At 66.8% G+C, this 15871-nt stretch carries 14 protein-coding genes; 8 read left to right on the top strand and 6 right to left on the bottom strand.

The window, feature by feature from the left end; genetic code table 11:
- The first annotated feature begins 27 nt into the window (after nt 1-27).
- From Q0P59_RS06270 to Q0P59_RS06245, 6 genes are all read left to right on the top strand, one after another.
- The gene (locus Q0P59_RS06270) at nt 28-1374 is read left to right on the top strand and encodes an MFS transporter (RefSeq protein WP_295004715.1); all 1347 of its coding nucleotides are present in this window, start codon (nt 28-30) and stop codon (nt 1372-1374) included.
- Between the two features lie 71 nt (nt 1375-1445).
- Nucleotides 1446-2462 carry a fumarylacetoacetate hydrolase family protein gene (locus Q0P59_RS06265; protein ID WP_295004714.1) on the top strand — a complete coding sequence of 339 codons (1017 nt, stop codon included), beginning with the start codon at nt 1446-1448 and terminating at the stop codon, nt 2460-2462.
- Nucleotides 2463-2521: 59 nt separating this feature from the next.
- Entirely contained in the window at nt 2522-3169 is a 648-nt protein-coding gene (gene maiA, locus Q0P59_RS06260) for a maleylacetoacetate isomerase (RefSeq protein ID WP_295004713.1), read from the top strand.
- A 32-nt stretch (nt 3170-3201) separates the two neighbouring features.
- Nucleotides 3202-3858, top strand: coding sequence for an acetate CoA-transferase subunit alpha (gene atoD / locus Q0P59_RS06255; RefSeq protein WP_295004712.1), 657 nt, complete (start codon nt 3202-3204; stop codon nt 3856-3858).
- 3 nt (nt 3859-3861) lie between these two features.
- Nucleotides 3862-4515 carry a 3-oxoacid CoA-transferase subunit B gene (locus tag Q0P59_RS06250; protein ID WP_295004711.1) on the top strand — a complete coding sequence of 218 codons (654 nt, stop codon included), beginning with the start codon at nt 3862-3864 and terminating at the stop codon, nt 4513-4515.
- Nucleotides 4516-4528: 13 nt separating this feature from the next.
- Entirely contained in the window at nt 4529-4966 is a 438-nt protein-coding gene (locus tag Q0P59_RS06245) for a DoxX family protein (protein WP_295004710.1), read from the top strand.
- Between the two features lie 41 nt (nt 4967-5007).
- On the opposite strand, the gene Q0P59_RS06240 is transcribed toward Q0P59_RS06245, so the two are convergent.
- Genes Q0P59_RS06240 through Q0P59_RS06215 form a run of 6 tightly spaced genes read right to left on the bottom strand, consistent with a single transcriptional unit; the run spans nt 5008 to nt 10989 of the window.
- On the bottom strand, nt 5008-5589 hold the full coding sequence (locus Q0P59_RS06240; RefSeq protein WP_295004708.1) for an HD domain-containing protein: 582 nt from the start codon (nt 5587-5589) through the stop codon (nt 5008-5010).
- Nucleotides 5590-5636: 47 nt separating this feature from the next.
- Complete coding sequence (locus Q0P59_RS06235) at nt 5637-6431, bottom strand: hypothetical protein (protein WP_295004707.1); 795 nt, start codon at nt 6429-6431, stop codon at nt 5637-5639.
- A 20-nt stretch (nt 6432-6451) separates the two neighbouring features.
- Nucleotides 6452-7105: a DUF2894 domain-containing protein gene (locus tag Q0P59_RS06230; RefSeq protein WP_295004705.1), complete on the bottom strand. Its 654-nt coding sequence runs from the start codon at nt 7103-7105 to the stop codon at nt 6452-6454.
- Nucleotides 7098-7742 carry an OmpA family protein gene (locus Q0P59_RS06225; RefSeq protein ID WP_295004703.1) on the bottom strand — a complete coding sequence of 215 codons (645 nt, stop codon included), beginning with the start codon at nt 7740-7742 and terminating at the stop codon, nt 7098-7100. The genes Q0P59_RS06230 and Q0P59_RS06225 overlap by 8 nt, the downstream gene beginning before the upstream one ends.
- Before the next feature lie 2 nt (nt 7743-7744).
- Entirely contained in the window at nt 7745-10225 is a 2481-nt protein-coding gene (locus Q0P59_RS06220; protein ID WP_295004701.1) for a DUF802 domain-containing protein, read from the bottom strand.
- On the bottom strand, nt 10222-10989 hold the full coding sequence (locus tag Q0P59_RS06215) for a DUF3348 domain-containing protein (protein WP_295004699.1): 768 nt from the start codon (nt 10987-10989) through the stop codon (nt 10222-10224). Before Q0P59_RS06215 ends, Q0P59_RS06220 begins: the two co-directional genes overlap by 4 nt.
- A 248-nt stretch (nt 10990-11237) precedes the next feature.
- Between Q0P59_RS06215 and Q0P59_RS06210 the strand changes: the two genes are divergently transcribed.
- The gene (locus Q0P59_RS06210; RefSeq protein ID WP_295004697.1) at nt 11238-11837 is read left to right on the top strand and encodes a DUF4202 domain-containing protein; all 600 of its coding nucleotides are present in this window, start codon (nt 11238-11240) and stop codon (nt 11835-11837) included.
- A gap of 64 nt (nt 11838-11901) precedes the next feature.
- Nucleotides 11902-15831 carry a phosphoribosylformylglycinamidine synthase gene (purL, locus tag Q0P59_RS06205; protein WP_295004695.1) on the top strand — a complete coding sequence of 1310 codons (3930 nt, stop codon included), beginning with the start codon at nt 11902-11904 and terminating at the stop codon, nt 15829-15831.
- The last annotated feature ends 40 nt before the right edge of the window (nt 15832-15871 follow it).

Here is a 15871-nt window from a genome sequence, read left to right as displayed (position 1 = left end):
CGGCCCCGGGTGGCAAGGAGACATAAAATGACCTCAACTACAAAAATCGACGTCGTCAGGCTGATCGATGAAAGCCCCATCGGCAGGTTCCAGTGGTGGATTTTCATCCTGTGCGGCGTGTGCATGGTGCTCGACGGCTTCGACGTCCAGGCGATGGGCTATGTAGCCCCCGCACTGCTCCAGGACTGGCATATCGACAAGTCCTCCCTCGGGCCGGTATTCGGCGCCGGCCTGTTCGGCCTGCTCGTCGGTTCGCTGGTATTCAGCGTGGTGGCCGACAAGCTCGGGCGACGTCCCGTGCTGATCGCCTCTACCTTCTTCTTCGGCTTGTGCATGCTGGTCACGCCGTTTTCCAGCTCGATCCAGGAACTGATCTTCATTCGCTTCGTCACCGGGCTGGGGCTGGGCGCCATCATGCCCAACGCCATGGCGCTGTGCGGCGAATTCAGCCCGAAACGCAAGCGGATCTCGATCATGATGCTGATTTCCTGCGGTTTCACGGTTGGCGCCATGCTCGGCGGGGTCATCTCGGCGGCACTGATCCCGCTGTACGGCTGGCAAGCGGTGTTCTATCTGGGCGGCGCATTGCCCCTGCTCATCGCATCCCTGATGGTCGTCTGCCTGCCGGAATCGATCCAGTTCCAGGTGCTTTCCGGAAAAAGCTCGGCTGCTACGCTGGCTGTCCTCAAGAAAGCCATGCCGGCCCAGCGCATTCCCGACGACGCCGAACTGGCGGTCGCCGAGCGGAACGGCGGTGGCGTTCCCGTCATGGCGCTCTTCCAGGACGGCCGGACCGTCGGAACGCTGGCCATCTGGGGCATCAGCTTCCTCAACATGATCGCCCTCTATTTCCTGTCCAACTGGCTGCCGACGATCGCCAAGCTGGCCGGCCTGAGCCTCGAGAAAGCCGTTCTGGTCGGCGCCGCGCTGCAACTGGGCGGGACCATCGGCACGGTTGCGATGGGCGGGCTGATCGACCGTATCGGGTTCCGGCGGGTCCTGGTGCCGTGTTTCGCGACCGCCGCCGTGTTCATCGCCCTGATCGGTCATTCCGTGGGTGCGGTCGGCCTGCTCTTTGCTGTCGTCTTCGTCACCGGCTTTGCCGTGGTCGGCGGCCAGCCGGCGATCAATGCCATGGCCGCCAACTACTACCCGACCGCGCTGCGGACGACCGGCGTCGGCTGGAGCCTGGGTGTCGGTCGTATCGGCTCGGTGATCGGTCCGGTCGTCGGCGGCCAGCTGATCGGCCTGAACTGGGGGCAGGACAGCCTGTTCCACCTGGTTGCCATACCGTCGGTAGTGATCGTCCTGGTCCTGCTGTTCGGTGCCCGCACCGAGCAGGCCATGCCCGTCAAGGCCGCCGTCGCCCACTGAACGAGGGCAGGGCGCCGACTCCCCCGGCAGCGGCGCTTTACCTCCCCATCCATCGAACTTGGAGCAAGAACATGAAACTGGCCACTTTGAAAAGCGCCAACCGTGACGGCGCACTGGTCGTCGTCAATCGCGCCCTGACCCATTGCCAGGCGGTTCCCGCCATCGCCCGCAGCCTGCAGGAAGCCCTGGACAACTGGGATATCGTCGAGGGCAAGCTGCGCGCAGTCTACGACGCGTTGAACCAGGGGCTGGTCCAGAACGCGCAGGTGTTCGATCCGGCGCTTTGCCACTCTCCGTTGCCGCGCGCCTACCAGTGGGCCGACGGCTCGGCCTACGTCAATCACGTCGAACTGGTGCGCCGCGCCCGCGGGGCCGAATTGCCGCCGGAGTTCTGGAGCGATCCCCTGATGTACCAGGGAGGCTCCGATTCCTTCGTCGGGCCGCGCGATCCGATCGCCGTGCGCACGGAGGACTGGGGCGTCGATCTCGAAGCCGAGGTCGCGGTGATCACCGGCGACGTGCGCATGGGCGCCACGCTGGCCCAGGCCGCGGACAGCATTCGCCTGATCATGCTGGTGAACGACGTTTCCTTGCGCAACCTGATCCCAGCCGAACTGGCCAAGGGTTTCGGGTTTTTCCAGTCGAAGCCGGCGTCGGCGTTCAGCCCGGTCGCCATTACGCCGGACGAGCTGGGCGATGACTGGCGAGACGGCAAAGTGCACCGTCCGCTGACCGTACACATCAACGACAGTCTCTTCGGCAATCCCGATGCGGGCCAGGACATGACCTTCAATTTCCCGCAGCTGATCGCCCATGTCGCCAAGACCCGCGAGCTGGAAGCGGGTTCCGTCATCGGCTCGGGAACCGTCTCCAACAAGCAGGGCGATTTGCACGGCTCGTCGATCACCAACGGCGGGGTCGGCTACTGCTGCCTGGCCGAGGTCCGGATGTACGAAACGATAGCGACGGGCAAGCCGCAGACCTCCTTCCTGAAGTTTGGCGACAGCGTACGGATTGAAATGTTCGGTCGCGACGGCGAGAGCCTGTTCGGCGCGATTGCGCAGCGAGTCCAGGAATACCCTGCCTGAGCAACAAGGGCTGGCGAGGCATCGGCGATGCTCGCAGCCCGGTTTGGACAAGAAACGTCATGAAGCTCTATACCTATTTCAGAAGTTCGGCCGCCTACCGGGTGCGTATCGCGCTCAATCTCAAGGGGCTGCAATACGACACCGAGCTGGTGCATTTGTTGAAGGATGGCGGCCAGCAGAATTCGGCCGGCTATCGCGCGCTCAGTCCGCTGGGCACGGTGCCCTGCCTGGAGGCCGACGACGGCGGCCATCTGACCCAGTCCCTGGCCATCATCGAGTACCTGGACGAAGTCCATCCCGAGGTGCCGCTCTTGCCCGCTCGTCCGGCGGACCGCGCCCGGGTGCGCAGCATCGCCCAGACGATTGCCTGCGACATCCATCCGATCAACAACCTGAGGGTCCTGAACTTTCTCGGCGAGCAGTTCCAGGTATCGCCCGAGGGACGGGAGGACTGGTATCGGCACTGGGTCAACGAAGGCCTGCTGGCCGTCGAAAAAATGCTCGCCGACGATCCGCGCACCGGTCGTTTCTGTCACGGCGACAGCCCCGGACTGGCCGACTGCTGCCTGGTGCCGCAAGTCTTCAACGCGCAGCGTTTCAACTGCTCGCTGGAGCAGATGCCGACCATCCGGCGCATCTACCGGGCGTGCGAGGCGCTGGCGCCGTTCCAGGCGGCTTCTCCGGTGAACCAGCCGGACGCCGAGTAGGCCAACCCTCAACTTGAAGAAGTGACCAGACAATGAAAAAAATCGTGGAGTGGGCCGATATCGGCCCCCTGTTCGCCGACGGGATGCATGTCATGTTCGGCGGCTTCATGGGCGTCGGGACGCCACTGGGCATCGTTTCCGCACTGATGGCCAGCAAGGTGCAAAGGCTCACCTTGATCGGCAACGACACCGCCGCGCCGGAAACCGGGATCGGGCCGCTGATCGGTAACGGACAGGCCGGCAAGGTCATCGTCTCCCACATCGGGACCAATCCGGAGACTGGGAAGAAAATGATCGCCGGCGAAATCGAGGTCGAACTGGTGCCCCAGGGCACCCTGATCGAGCGTATTCGCGCCGGCGGCAGCGGCCTGGGCGGCTTCCTGACCCCGACCGGGGTCGGCACCGTGGTCGAGGAAGGCAAGCAGAAAATGACCGTCCAGGGCCGCGAATACCTGCTTGAAACCCCGCTGCGCGCGGATGTCGCGATCATCAAGGCGAAGCAGGCCGACACCGCGGGCAACCTGGTTTACGAGCGGGCCGCCCGGAACTTCAATCCGGTAATCGCGCTGGCCGCCGACCTGGTGATCGCCGAGGTGGATGAGATCGTCGATGTCGGCACGATCGACCCCGATCACGTGATGACCCCGGGGGCTCTCGTCGACAAAATCGTACTCAGCACGGGAGGCTGAAACATGGAAGCCAAGGAAATTATCGCCCGCCGGGTCGCCCAGGAGTTGAGCCCGGGGGATGTCGTGAACCTGGGGATAGGGCTGCCGACGATGGTCCCGCATTTTCTGCCGACGGACATCCCGATCACCCTGCAATCGGAGAACGGCTTTCTCGGCATGGCGCCGATGGAAGGCGAACCGATTCCCGGGATCGTCAATGCCGGCGGCGTCCCCTGCGGCATCCAGCAGGGAGCCGCTTTCTTCGACAGTGCCTTTTCGTTCGCGCTGATCCGCGGCGGCCACGTCGATGTCACCGTGCTCGGGGGCTTGCAGGTCGATGCGGCCGGCAACCTGGCCAACTGGATGGTGCCGGGAAAGATGGTGCCGGGTATGGGCGGGGCGATGGACCTGGTCAGCGGCGCGAAAAAGGTCATCGTCGCGATGGAGCATTGCACCAAGGACGGCGAAGCACGCCTGTTGCGCCGGTGCAGCCTGCCGCTGACGGCGAGATCCCGGGTGTCGCGGGTGATTACCGAACTGGCGGTCTTCCTGGTTTCGCCCGCCGGCTTTGTCCTGCTCGAGACGGCGCCGGGCGTTTCGGTCGAGACGGTTCGCGAGCGGACCGAGGCGGATTTCGAGGTTTCACAAGACATCAAGCTGATGTCGTTTAACGCATAAACAGGAGTTCATCATGATTGGCATGCAAAACAGACAGGCAGCGGGGCTGCTCATGGGGCGGATTCTGCTGGGCCTCATCTTCGTGGTTTCGGGCATCGGCAAAATCGGGAAATTCGCCACCGTCGCCGGCTTCATGAGTGCGAAGGGGATGCCGATGAGCGAACTGCTCCTGGTCGCCACGATTGCCCTCGAGATACTGGGCGGACTGGCCATCATCCTGGGCTGGAAAGCGCGCTGGGCGGCCGCCGCCATCTTTCTCTTCCTGATACCCACCACCCTGATCTTCCATCCCTTCTGGAATGCCGACCCGGCAAGCTACCAGAATCAGCTGAACCACTTCCTGAAGAACCTGGCGATCATGGGGGGCATGCTTTATCTCGTGCTGCTGGGCGCCGGAAGGTTCAGCGTCGACCACGGCGATGCGAGGACGCGGGCGGTCATCGCCGATTGACGGCGCATCGGGCATGGCGGACTGCCCGCCATGCCTTGTCGTTACGGCTTCCGATAATGCGCTTCGGCCATTTCGGAAGCCGCTGCCCACAGCGCGGGCGCGCCACGTTCGATCGGGGGCTGGCAGCGGGCCTTGATCTGCTCCAGCGTCACCGCGCATTCCACCCAGCTGCCGCCGTCGGTGGCGGCGTTGTGCAGCATGGGCTGGAAGCGGTCGAGGGCCTTGGCGAATTTCGCGTCGTCGCTCGCGGCGGCCTCGAATTCGTGCCACAGGTCGCGGAACTCGACGGCCTGGGCTTCCGGCAGCAGGCCGAAGAGACGTTCGGCGGCACGTTGTTCGCGTTCGGCCTGCCCGACGTGCGTCGCCGGATCATGGAAAGGAACGTCGCCGGCGTCGATCTCGACGATGTCGTGGATGAGCAGCATCTTGACGACGCGCAGGATGTCGATCGTGCCGGCGGCATGCCCGGAGAGCACCAGCGCATACATGGCAAGGTGCCAGGAGTGCTCGGCGCTGTTTTCGCGCCGCGAGCGGTCGATCAGCGGCGACAGGCGGACGACGCTCTTGAGGCGGTCGATTTCGCGCAGGAAGGCGAGTTGTCGTTCGAGCTCGGGCGGGGTCATGGGGCTGGTCTCGTGTCGGGTTGAGGGATGGGCGGCGTTGGCGCGGCTTACTGATCCTGGCGCTTCTTTACCTCGGCCTTCCATTTTTTCCAGTTCTGGCGGAACTTGCTCAGGCCGGGGCCGCTCAGGTAGCTGCTGTGCACGGCTTCCTTGGGTACTGCCGGATCGAGGACGAGTTCGTCGCCCTGGCCGAATGCCGCGAGAAGCGCCGTCCTCGGGACGAGGGCATGGAGGACGCCGGGAATGTCGGTCAGGTTGCGGACGTTCTGGCCGCTGAACTGCTTCGCCTTTTCCGCTTGCGTGGTCCAGCACAGGCCGGTTTCGCCGTGTTTCGTCGCGGTCGTGACGCCGCGATAGACGGGAATCCGCTCGGGCAGGGCGGCCAGGTAGTCGTCCCAGTCCGCGCGGCCGGTGCCGACACGGAACAGCGTGGCCTGGTCGGCAGCCTTGAACATGCGAACGATCAGCGCGCCGCTCAACGGCACATGGTCGAGCATGGCCCGTTCGCCGCATCGCCAGGCCGTGCCCAGGACGGCGCCCCAGGCGGCGGCGGAAAGTCGGCCGGCGTTGAAGGCGTCCCAGCAATACATGGCGAACTGGAAGACGGCGGTGGGCTCCTGGGCGTGGAAGATTTCGTCGATTTGCCCGGCGATGTCGGCGGCGACCAGCGGGGTTTCCGCGGGCAGGCTGGCCAGCGCGGCGGCGATGTATTCATGCAGGTTGCCGTAACGGTCCCGGTTGGCGCGCAGGTAGTCCAGCCAGGTGGCGGAATCGATCTGTTCCTTGTCCGTGGTGACGCGCCCGTCGTGTTCGATGGCGAGGTATTGGTAGGTGTAGCGCATGGGCGTCCTGGCGGTTGGGGTCAACGGTTGCCGCTCTTGCGGCGCGGGGTGCCGGCTTTCCTGTCGCCGCCGGCGGGCGGCCGGGTCGGGTCGGCGTGCTCCAGCCAGATCAGGGTGTCGACATAGGACATGAAGCCCTGCAGATAGGCCGGCGCCACGTCGCGCATGACTTGCAGGCTGCGCAGCACGAGGTGCTGGGAGTTCATCGGGCCGGCGTTTTCCGGGGCCTGGGCGAGGGTCTGGGTCAGCTGTTGCTCGGTGCTGAGCTTGGACCAGGTGTTGCGGAAATAGGCGACGGATTTGAGCTCCGGCGCCTGCCGGGTGCGGAGCTTGGCCTTTCCGGGTTCGCCAGCCGGGTTGGCGCTCGATTGCGGCGTTCCCGGCTGCGCGTGGGCGTGCTGGCCGATGTAGGCGAGCAGGTCGGCGAGCGGGCTGGGGGCTGCGCATGCGGCGGCGGTTTCGGCAGCAGGGGCCGGGCCGGCGGCCAGTTCGTCGGCGGCGGCGTTCAGCTTGCCGAGCAAGGCCAGGCGGACGGCTTCGGGTTGCGCGGCGGCGCGGCGGTTGAGGGCGTCGAGGTAGGCGAAACGCACCGGGTCGCGGCGATCGGTGCCGCTGGCCCGCAGGGCCGCCAGGCGAGCTTGCGGATCGGCCGCGTGGCCGGGCGTGTCAGCCATTGCCTTCCTTGGCGGCAGGACTGGACTTGGGCACCGGGGCCATTTCGACGCGGCGGTTGCGGGCGCGGCCCTCGGCGTCGGCATTGGAGGCCACCGGCTGCTGCGCGCCGAAGGCGGCGGCGAAGATGGCGTCGGACGGCACGCCTTCGTCGATCAATGTGCGGGTGACGGTGAGGGCGCGCTGGGCGGAGAGTTCCCAGTTGTCGGCGAACTGGCGGTTGCTGCCGCGCACCGGCATGTCGTCGGTGAAGCCGCTGACCATCAGCATCTGCTCGCCGACCGAGAGGTAGGCGGCGATGGGCTGGGCGAGGCTCTTCAGGAGCTGCTTGCCTTCCGGCTGCAGGTGGTCGGAATTGAGGGCGAAGAGGACGTTGCCGCTGATGCCGATCTTGCCGTTGTTGAGCGTCACGCGGCCGGAGGCGAGCGGGCCGGCGAGTGCCTTCTCGAGGGCCATGCGGCGCTGTTCTTCCTGCTGGCGCTTCTGGATTTCGGCTTCCAGGCTGCTCACCAGTTCGAGCTGCACGCCGAGCACGCCGACCAGGATCAGCACGAAGGCGCCGAGCAGGCCGGACATCAGGTCGCCGAAGACGGCCCAGATCGGCGTGTCGTGTTCGACGCCGGCGTCGATGTGTTCCATGCTCAGGCCTCGCTGGCGTTGGCGACGCGCTGCATGTCGTCCACCATCTTCTTTTGCGACAGGATGCTGAGGTCGATCAGCTCACGCGCCTGGGCGACGTAGTAGGCGAGCTGCTCGTCGCTGCGGGTGAGCGCCTTGGCGAGGCCGCCCTCGATGCGCTGCAGGGCGCCCATCATCTTGTCGTTGGCCTCGGTGAACAGCTGGACCGCCGCGCCGAACGCCTCGCCCAGGCTGGCCACCTCGATGGCGCTGCCGGCCACGCTGGCGCCGGCTTCGACCAGCTTGCCGGCTTCGCTGTCGACCTTGCTGGCGAACTGGCCGCCGACGCGCTCGAGCAGCTCGGACGACGAAGCGACCAGCGCGTCGATGGCGCTGCGCTGCTCGGTGGAGGCATGGTTGATGGCGTCGAGCAGGGCGGCCAGGGTTTCCATGATGCGGCTGCGTTCCTCGAGCAGGCTGTTGTCGCGGGCGATGCTGGCCGACAGCTCGTGGCGCAACTGGCCGATGACCTCGGCGGCGGCCCGGGGCGCTTCGGCGGCGGTCTGCATCAGGCGGGTGACTTCGTCGATGGTCGTCTGCGCCTGGGCCTGGGTGGTGGCGACGACGTCGCGGGCGGTGTCGGCCAGGCTGCGGGTGATCTGTTCCTGCTGCGCCAGCGTCGCCGCCCCGGCGCTCTGCCACTGGCTTTCCAGGCGGCCGGCCAGGGTCTGCAGGGCGTCGGTGTAGGCGCGCTGGCGGTCCGCTTCGCCGGCGTTCCATTCGCCTTGCCAGGCGGCCTGCTGGGCGCGCAGTTCGGCGAGCAGGCCGGCGCTGCGTTCGGCGAAGGTGTCGACCAGCCCGCTCTGGGTCTTGTCGAGCGCGGCGGTCAGGCGTTCGCTGGCCTGTTCGTGGCTGGCCAGGGCGCGCGTCCAGGTGTCGGACACGGTGCCGACGGCGCCGTCGAAGCGTTGGGCCAGGCCGTCGAGCTGGGTGGCGACCTGTTGCGTCAGGGCGCTCTGTTCGGCGCGGGTGGCCGCGGCCAGTTCGGCATGCACGGCGGTGATCTCGCCTCGGATGGCTGCCTGGTTGCCGTCGACCGCCGCCAGCAGGGCATTGGCCCGCTCGGCGAAGGTATCGGCGAAGGCGGTGAGCGCGCCTTGCAGGGTGCGCTGCAGCGTGTCGCCGGCCTGCGCTTGCTGGTCGACCGCGCCGCGCCAGGTGTCGGATACCTGCCCGACGGCCTGGTCGAAGCGGCTGGCGACGCCGTCGAGCTGGCGGGCGACGGTGTCGGCCAGTTGCTGGTGGCTGTCGCGGGTGACGGCGAGCAGCGCGGCGTTGCGTTGTTCGGCGTCGCCCTGCAGCTTGGCGTGCAGGCTTTCGACCGAGGCCAGCAGCGTGCCCGAGCGCTGCTCGAAACTGTCGGCGTAGCCTTGCAGCGCGGCTTGCAGGTTGCGGTGCTGGGTGTCGGTGGCCTGTTCGTGGCGGGCGACGGCCTGCGTCCAGGTGTCGCCGACGGTGCCCAGGGTCTGGGCGAAACGGCCGGCCACGTCGTCGAGACGGCTGTGCACGCTGCCGAACAGCTTGTCGTGCAGGTCGCGGGTGTGGCCGGCAATGCCTTCCATGGTCGTGGTGACCACCGGCTGGATGGTTTCGGCGGCGACGGTGGCGCTGTCCTTCAGGCTGGCCTTGAGCGACTGGTCGACGGACTGGGCGAGGTCGGTATACAGCGCCCGGGCTTCGGCGTGGAACTGCTGCTGGCCGGCGAGCAGGCTGGCGCCGAGTTCGCGGTTCTGTTCGGCCATCCGGTTCATCATCGCCTGCAGCGTGGTGACCAGCTCGGGCAGGGCCTGCGATTGCGACTGCAGGGCCTTGAAGGTTTCCTGGCGCTGGTGGGCGAGCGAGAAGTCGCGCAGGGCGCTGGCGATCTTGCTGTCGAGCAACTGGCCGATACGCAGGCGGTCGCGCCGGCAGAGCGCCGACATCAGGCCTAGCATGGCCGAGGTGGCGACGCCGGCCACCGACGTGCCGAAGGCGACGCCGAGGCCCTTGACCGGCGCGGCCAGCGCGGCGCGGATGGTGTGCAGGTCAGTGGTGCTTTCCAGCGCCAGCACGGCGCCATTGAGCGTGACGACCATGCCGAGGAAGGTGCCGAGCATGCCGAGCAGGACCAGCAGGCCGACCAGATAGGGCGTCAGGCCCGGGCCGGGCAGGGCGGCGCGTTCGCCCTCGATGCGCAGGCGGACGGTGTTTTGCAGCGGCGCCGGCACCTGTTGCAGCCATTCGCCAAGGTGGGCGAGGTCGTCCGGAATGGCGCGCAGGGCGTTGGCGAGGCCCTGGGTATTGAGATGGAAGCGGCGCAGTTCGAGTCCGCCGGCGATATAGACCGCGGCGATGACCAGGGTGACGGCCAGCGCCAGGTGGCTGCCGCCGACATAGCTGGCGGCGACCCAGAGAACGGCGAGCAGGCCGAGGATGAAGGCGGAAATACAGAAGTTGCGGTTCATGGCGGGGTGTTGTCCTCCTGGCCGAGGGCGGCAATCAGCCCGGCGGCCGGTTTCAGGCGCAGATCGAGTTCGGCCAGCAGCATGGCCTGGGTGTCTTGGCAGAAGGCTTCGAGCCAGCTGCCCGGCTCAGTCCAGTGGGCCGGGTCATCGTTCGCATCCGGCGGCAAGGTGGCCTGGTGTTCCTGGTGGCGCTGGGCGAAGCGCCGGGCGAGCAGGATAGGAATATTGCCGAGCAGGTTGCGCTCGCGGGCGATCAGGATGTTGTCGAAGTTGGCGTCGAGTTCGGCCAGCTGGCGGTGGGCCGGCGAGCGCGCGGCGAGTGCCTTGCGGGCATTGCCGCGCAGCGCCGCAATGGCGCTCGCCATGTCGCGCTGGTGAGCCAGGTAGTAGCGATGGTAGGGCGAGAAATCGGCCGCTTCCTTGGCCGTCGCCTGCGGCAGGGGCGTGGGAAAGCGGATGCGGGCGCTGCCTTCGGTGAACACCCCGTCGTTCCGGATCGACGCGCCGAGGGTCTCGCGGACGCGGTCCAGTTGCTCCGCCAGCGGGCTGGCGTGCGCCGCCGCGCCGCTCGCCGGCGATGGCGCATGGCGGGCGGCATCGGCGTTGAGGGCCGAAAAGAGGGCGAGGGCATCCGAAAAATCCAGCCATTGCCCCAGTCGCTCACCGAAATCGTATTTCGGATCAACGGGTTCAGGCGTGATTTCGGAGAGGATGCGGACCAGGCCGGAGCGGTTGAAGGTGGTGCGCTGTAATCCTGGCGTCATGGCCGGGGCGGTGCGGAACTCGAAAAAGGGCGCAAGGCTACACCAAAGTCGTGTCACGGTCAGCGCTTTGTCCGAAGCCAGGCGCCACCGGCAATTCGGAAGGCGTCGGCGGAAGATGGCCGCGAATCGGCGCTGGGTGGCCGCAAGCGTCCGCCGATTCGTTCGGCGATTGCCTGCGCCTCGGGGCAAGGCTACCCTTGCGCCTGTCGTATCCAACATCCAAACCGCAAACGCTCCCGAGAATCCGAATGACTGCCAGCCACGAACGCTTCAACCGCTGCATCGCCCTGTTCGATGCCGCCAACGCCGAGGACCCCAACCAGGAGGACGGGCAGCCCAAGGAGTTGCTGTACGCCCGGCGCATGACCGACATGATCGGCCGCTTCGCGCCGCAGGCCGGCGAAGTCGCGCAACTGGCCGTGCGCGCCCAGCATATCCGGCGGTGGACGGTGCCGCGCGGCAACTATCCGCTCGGCAAGCCGGGTTACTTCGCCTGGCGAACCGGCCTGTATCGCTTTCATGCCGAAACGGCCGGCGAGTTGATGATCCAGGCCGGCTACGACGCGGCGACCGTCGCGCAGGTCAAGGCGGCGGTCGGCAAGGAGGGCCTCAAGACCAATCCCGATACGCAGTTGCTGGAAGACGTTTCCAGCCTCGTTTTCATCGAGCACTACATGCTGGGCTTCGCCGGCCAGCATGCCGAATACAGCGAAGAGAAGTGGCTCGGCATCATCCGCAAGACCTGGAAAAAGATGTCCGAAGCCGCCCGGGCCTTCGCCACGAGCGGCGGCATCGAGTTGCCGGAAGCGCTGCTGCCGCTGATCCGGAAGGCGATTGCCGGCGCCTGAGCCCGGGGTCGCCCCGCCCTCGGGTATAATGCCGGCCTCTCCGCCTAACCCGACATCACACCCCATGGCCGATATTCTTTGCCTCAAGGGCGACAACGCTCTTTCCGCTTTCCGCCTGCAACGCCTGCAAGCCCGCCTGACCGCCGCCGTTTCCGACATCGAATCGGTGGCTGCTGATTTCTGGCACGTCACGGCGCTGCGCCGGGCGCTGACCGCCGACGAGCGGTCCAAGCTGGCGCAATTGCTGGAAGAAAAGCCGGCCGCCGAGGAAAGCGGCGAGCTCTTCCTGGTCGCGCCGCGTATCGGCACCATCTCGCCGTGGTCTTCGAAGGCGACCGACATCGCCTGGAACTGCGATCTCGACGGCATCGAGCGCATCGAGCGCGTCATCGCCTACCACGTGGCGGTGCGCGGCGGCCGGGCGCTGAGCGCGGAAGAGAAGAAGACGGTTGCCGCGCTGCTGCACGACCGCATGACCGATTCGGTTCTCGCCGGCTTCGCCGATGCCGGCGAGCTGTTCCGCCATTTCGAGCCGAAGCCGCTGAATACCGTCGATGTGCTGGCTGGCGGCAAGGCGGCGCTGGTCGAGGCCAACGGTTCGCTCGGCCTGGCGCTGTCCGACGACGAAATCGACTACCTGCTGGACATCTTCACGACGGCCAAGCGCAACCCGACCGACGTCGAACTGATGATGTTCGCCCAGGCCAACTCCGAGCACTGCCGCCACAAGATCTTCAACGCCTCGTGGGTGATCGACGGGCAGGCCAAGGACAAGACGCTGTTCGGCATGATCCGCGAAACGCACCAGGCCCACCCGCAGGGCACGGTGATGGCCTATGCCGACAACGCCTCGATCATCGAAGGCGCCACCATCCAGCGCTTCTACCCGGACGCCGACCGCGGCTACAGCTACAAGGAAGAGCTGACCCACATCCTGACCAAGGTCGAGACGCACAACCACCCGACCGCCATTTCCCCCTTCCCGGGCGCATCGACCGGCAGCGGCGGCGAAATCCGCGACGAGGGCGCGACCGGCAAGGGCTCCAAGCCCAAGGCCGGCCTGTGCGGCTTCTCGGTCTCCAACCTGAACCTGCCGGATGCGCCACAGCCCTGGGAAAAGGCCTACGGCCGCCCGTCGCGCATCGCTTCGGCGCTCGACATCATGATCGAAGGCCCGATCGGCGCCGCCGCCTTCAACAACGAATTCGGCCGCCCGAACCTGACCGGCTATTTCCGCACCTATGAGCAGGACGTGGCCGGCACGGTGCGCGGCTACCACAAGCCGATCATGATCGCCGGCGGCCTGGGCAGCATCCAGGCACAGCAGTCGTTCAAGGAAGAAACCTTCCCGGTCGGCACCAAGTTCGTGCAACTGGGCGGCCCCGGCATGCTGATCGGCCTCGGCGGCGGTGCCGCCTCGTCGATGACCGCCGGCGTCAATGCCGAAGACCTCGACTTCGCCTCGGTCCAGCGCGGCAACCCGGAAATCCAGCGTCGCGCGCAGGAAGTCATTGACCGCTGCTGGCAGATGGGCGCCAACAACCCCATCCTGTCGGTGCATGACGTCGGTGCCGGCGGCGTCTCCAATGCCCTGCCGGAACTGGCCCACTCGGGCGGCGTCGGCGCCGTGTTCGACCTGCGCAAGGTGCCGACCGAGGAGCCGGGCATGTCGCCGGCCGAAATCTGGTCCAACGAATCGCAGGAACGCTACGTCCTGGCCATCCCGGCCGACCGCATCGCCGAATTCCAGGCCATGTGCGAGCGCGAGCGCTGCCCGTTTGCCGTGGTCGGCGAAGCGACCGGCGACGGCCACCTGACCGTCACCGACGCCCATTTCGGCGTCAATCCGGTCGACATGGAAATGGAAGCGCTGCTCGGCAAGCCGCCGCGCATGACGCGCGACGTGACGCACCAGCCGGAAACCTTCGTTTCCTTCGACGCCACGTCCATCGAACTGAAGGACGCCGCCTATCGCCTGATGCGTCTGCCGACCATCGCCGACAAGACCTTCCTGATCTCCATCGGCGACCGTTCCGTGGGCGGCATGACCGCCCGCGACCAGATGGTCGGCCCGTGGCAGGTGCCGGTAGCCGACGTTGCCGTCACCACGATGGGCTACCAGGGCTACCTCGGCGAAGCCTTCGCCATGGGCGAGCGCACCCCGCTCGCCGTGTTCGACGCCCCGGCATCCGGCCGCATGGCCATCGGCGAGGCGCTGACCAACCTGGCCGCCGCCGACATCGGCGAACTCGGCAAGGTCAAGCTGTCGGCCAACTGGATGGCGCCGTGTGGCGTGCCGGGTGAGGATGCCCGCCTGTTCGACACCGTCGAGGCCGTGTCCGACCTGTGCAAGGCCATCGGCGTGTCGATCCCGGTCGGCAAGGATTCGCTGTCGATGCGTACCGCCTGGGACGAGAACGGCGAGAAGAAGCAGGTCGTGTCGCCGCTGTCGCTGGTTGTCACCTCGTTCGCCGCCGTCGACGACGTGCGCAAGACGAAGACGCCGCAACTGGCTGTCGACCAGGGCGAGACCGAGCTGCTGCTGCTCGACCTCGGCCAGAACCGCCTCGGCGGCTCGGCCCTGGCCCAGGTATACAACGCCACCGGCAGCGATGCGCCGGACGTCGACGATCCGGCCAAGCTGAAGGGTCTGTTCGACGCCGTGCAGCGCCTCAATCGCGAAGGCATGCTGCTCGCCTATCACGACCGTTCCGACGGCGGCCTGTTCGTCGCCGCCTGCGAAATGGCCTTCGCCAGCCGCCGTGGCGTGTCGCTCGACCTCGACGGCCTGTGCTTCGATGCCGCCGCGCTCGATGTCGACGGCGCCGAGAAGCGTCCTGACCTGCTGGCCGGCCGCGATTTCGAACACATCGTCCGCGCCCTGTTCAACGAGGAACTTGGCGCCCTGATCCAGATTCGCCGCGCCGACCGCGAGAAGGTCACGCCCATCCTGCGTGCCTGCGGCGTGCCGTACCACTTCGTCGGCACCCTGAACGAGTGGGACGAAATCCGCGTCACCCGCAACGCCAAGCGCGTGCTGCGCGAGAAGCGCGTCGACCTGCAGCGTGCCTGGTCCGAGACCAGCTACCAGATGCAGGCCATGCGCGACAACCCGAGCTGCGCCCAGCAGGAATTCGACCGCATCCTCGACGTCGCCGATCCCGGCCTGACGCCGAAGCTGACTTTCGATCCGCAGGAAGATTTCACCAAGGTCTATCAGGACATCAGCGGCCGCCCGCGCGTCGCCATCCTGCGCGAGCAGGGCGTCAACAGCCATTACGAAATGGCCGCCGCCTTCGACCGCGCCGGTTTCGCCTCGGTCGATGTGCATATGAGCGACATCCTGGCCGGCCGCGTCAGCCTCAAGGACTTCAAGGGCCTGGTCGCCTGCGGCGGCTTCTCGTATGGCGACGTGCTCGGCGCCGGCCTCGGCTGGGCGCGGACCATCCTGATGCACGACGGCTGCCGCGACGAGTTCGCCGCCTTCTTCAAGCGTCCGGACACCTTCGCGCTGGGCGTCTGCAACGGCTGCCAGATGATGAGCGCGCTGAAGTCCATCATCCCGGGCGCCGAGCACTGGCCGGCCTTCCGCCGCAACAAGGTCGAGCAGTTCGAAGCCCGCTTCGTGATGGCCGAGGTGCTGGATTCGCCGTCGATCTTCTTCGCCGGCATGGAAGGCTCGCAAGTGCCTATCGTCGTGTCGCACGGCGAGGGCAGGGCGGTGTTCGACAATACCGAAGACCAGGGCAAGGTCCTGTCGGCCGTGCGCTACGTCGACAACAAGGGCGAGCCGACCGAATCCTATCCGTACAACCCGAACGGTTCGCCGGGCGGCCTGACGGCGGTGACCACGGCCGACGGCCGCTTCACCATCATGATGCCGCACCCGGAGCGCGTCTTCCGTACCGTGCAGATGTCTTGGCACCCGGAAAACTGGGGCGAGGATTCGCCGTGGATGCGCATGTTCCGCAACGCCCGCCGCTGGGTGGGGTGAGTCCGACTGGACTGATCAAAGGAACGCCGAGGCGTTCCTT

Source organism: uncultured Dechloromonas sp. (assembly GCF_945957265.1).
Classification (GTDB): Bacteria; Pseudomonadota; Gammaproteobacteria; order Burkholderiales; family Rhodocyclaceae; genus Azonexus.
Note: the sequence above shows the minus strand (reverse complement) of the source record. Positions and strands in the feature narration are given on the sequence as shown.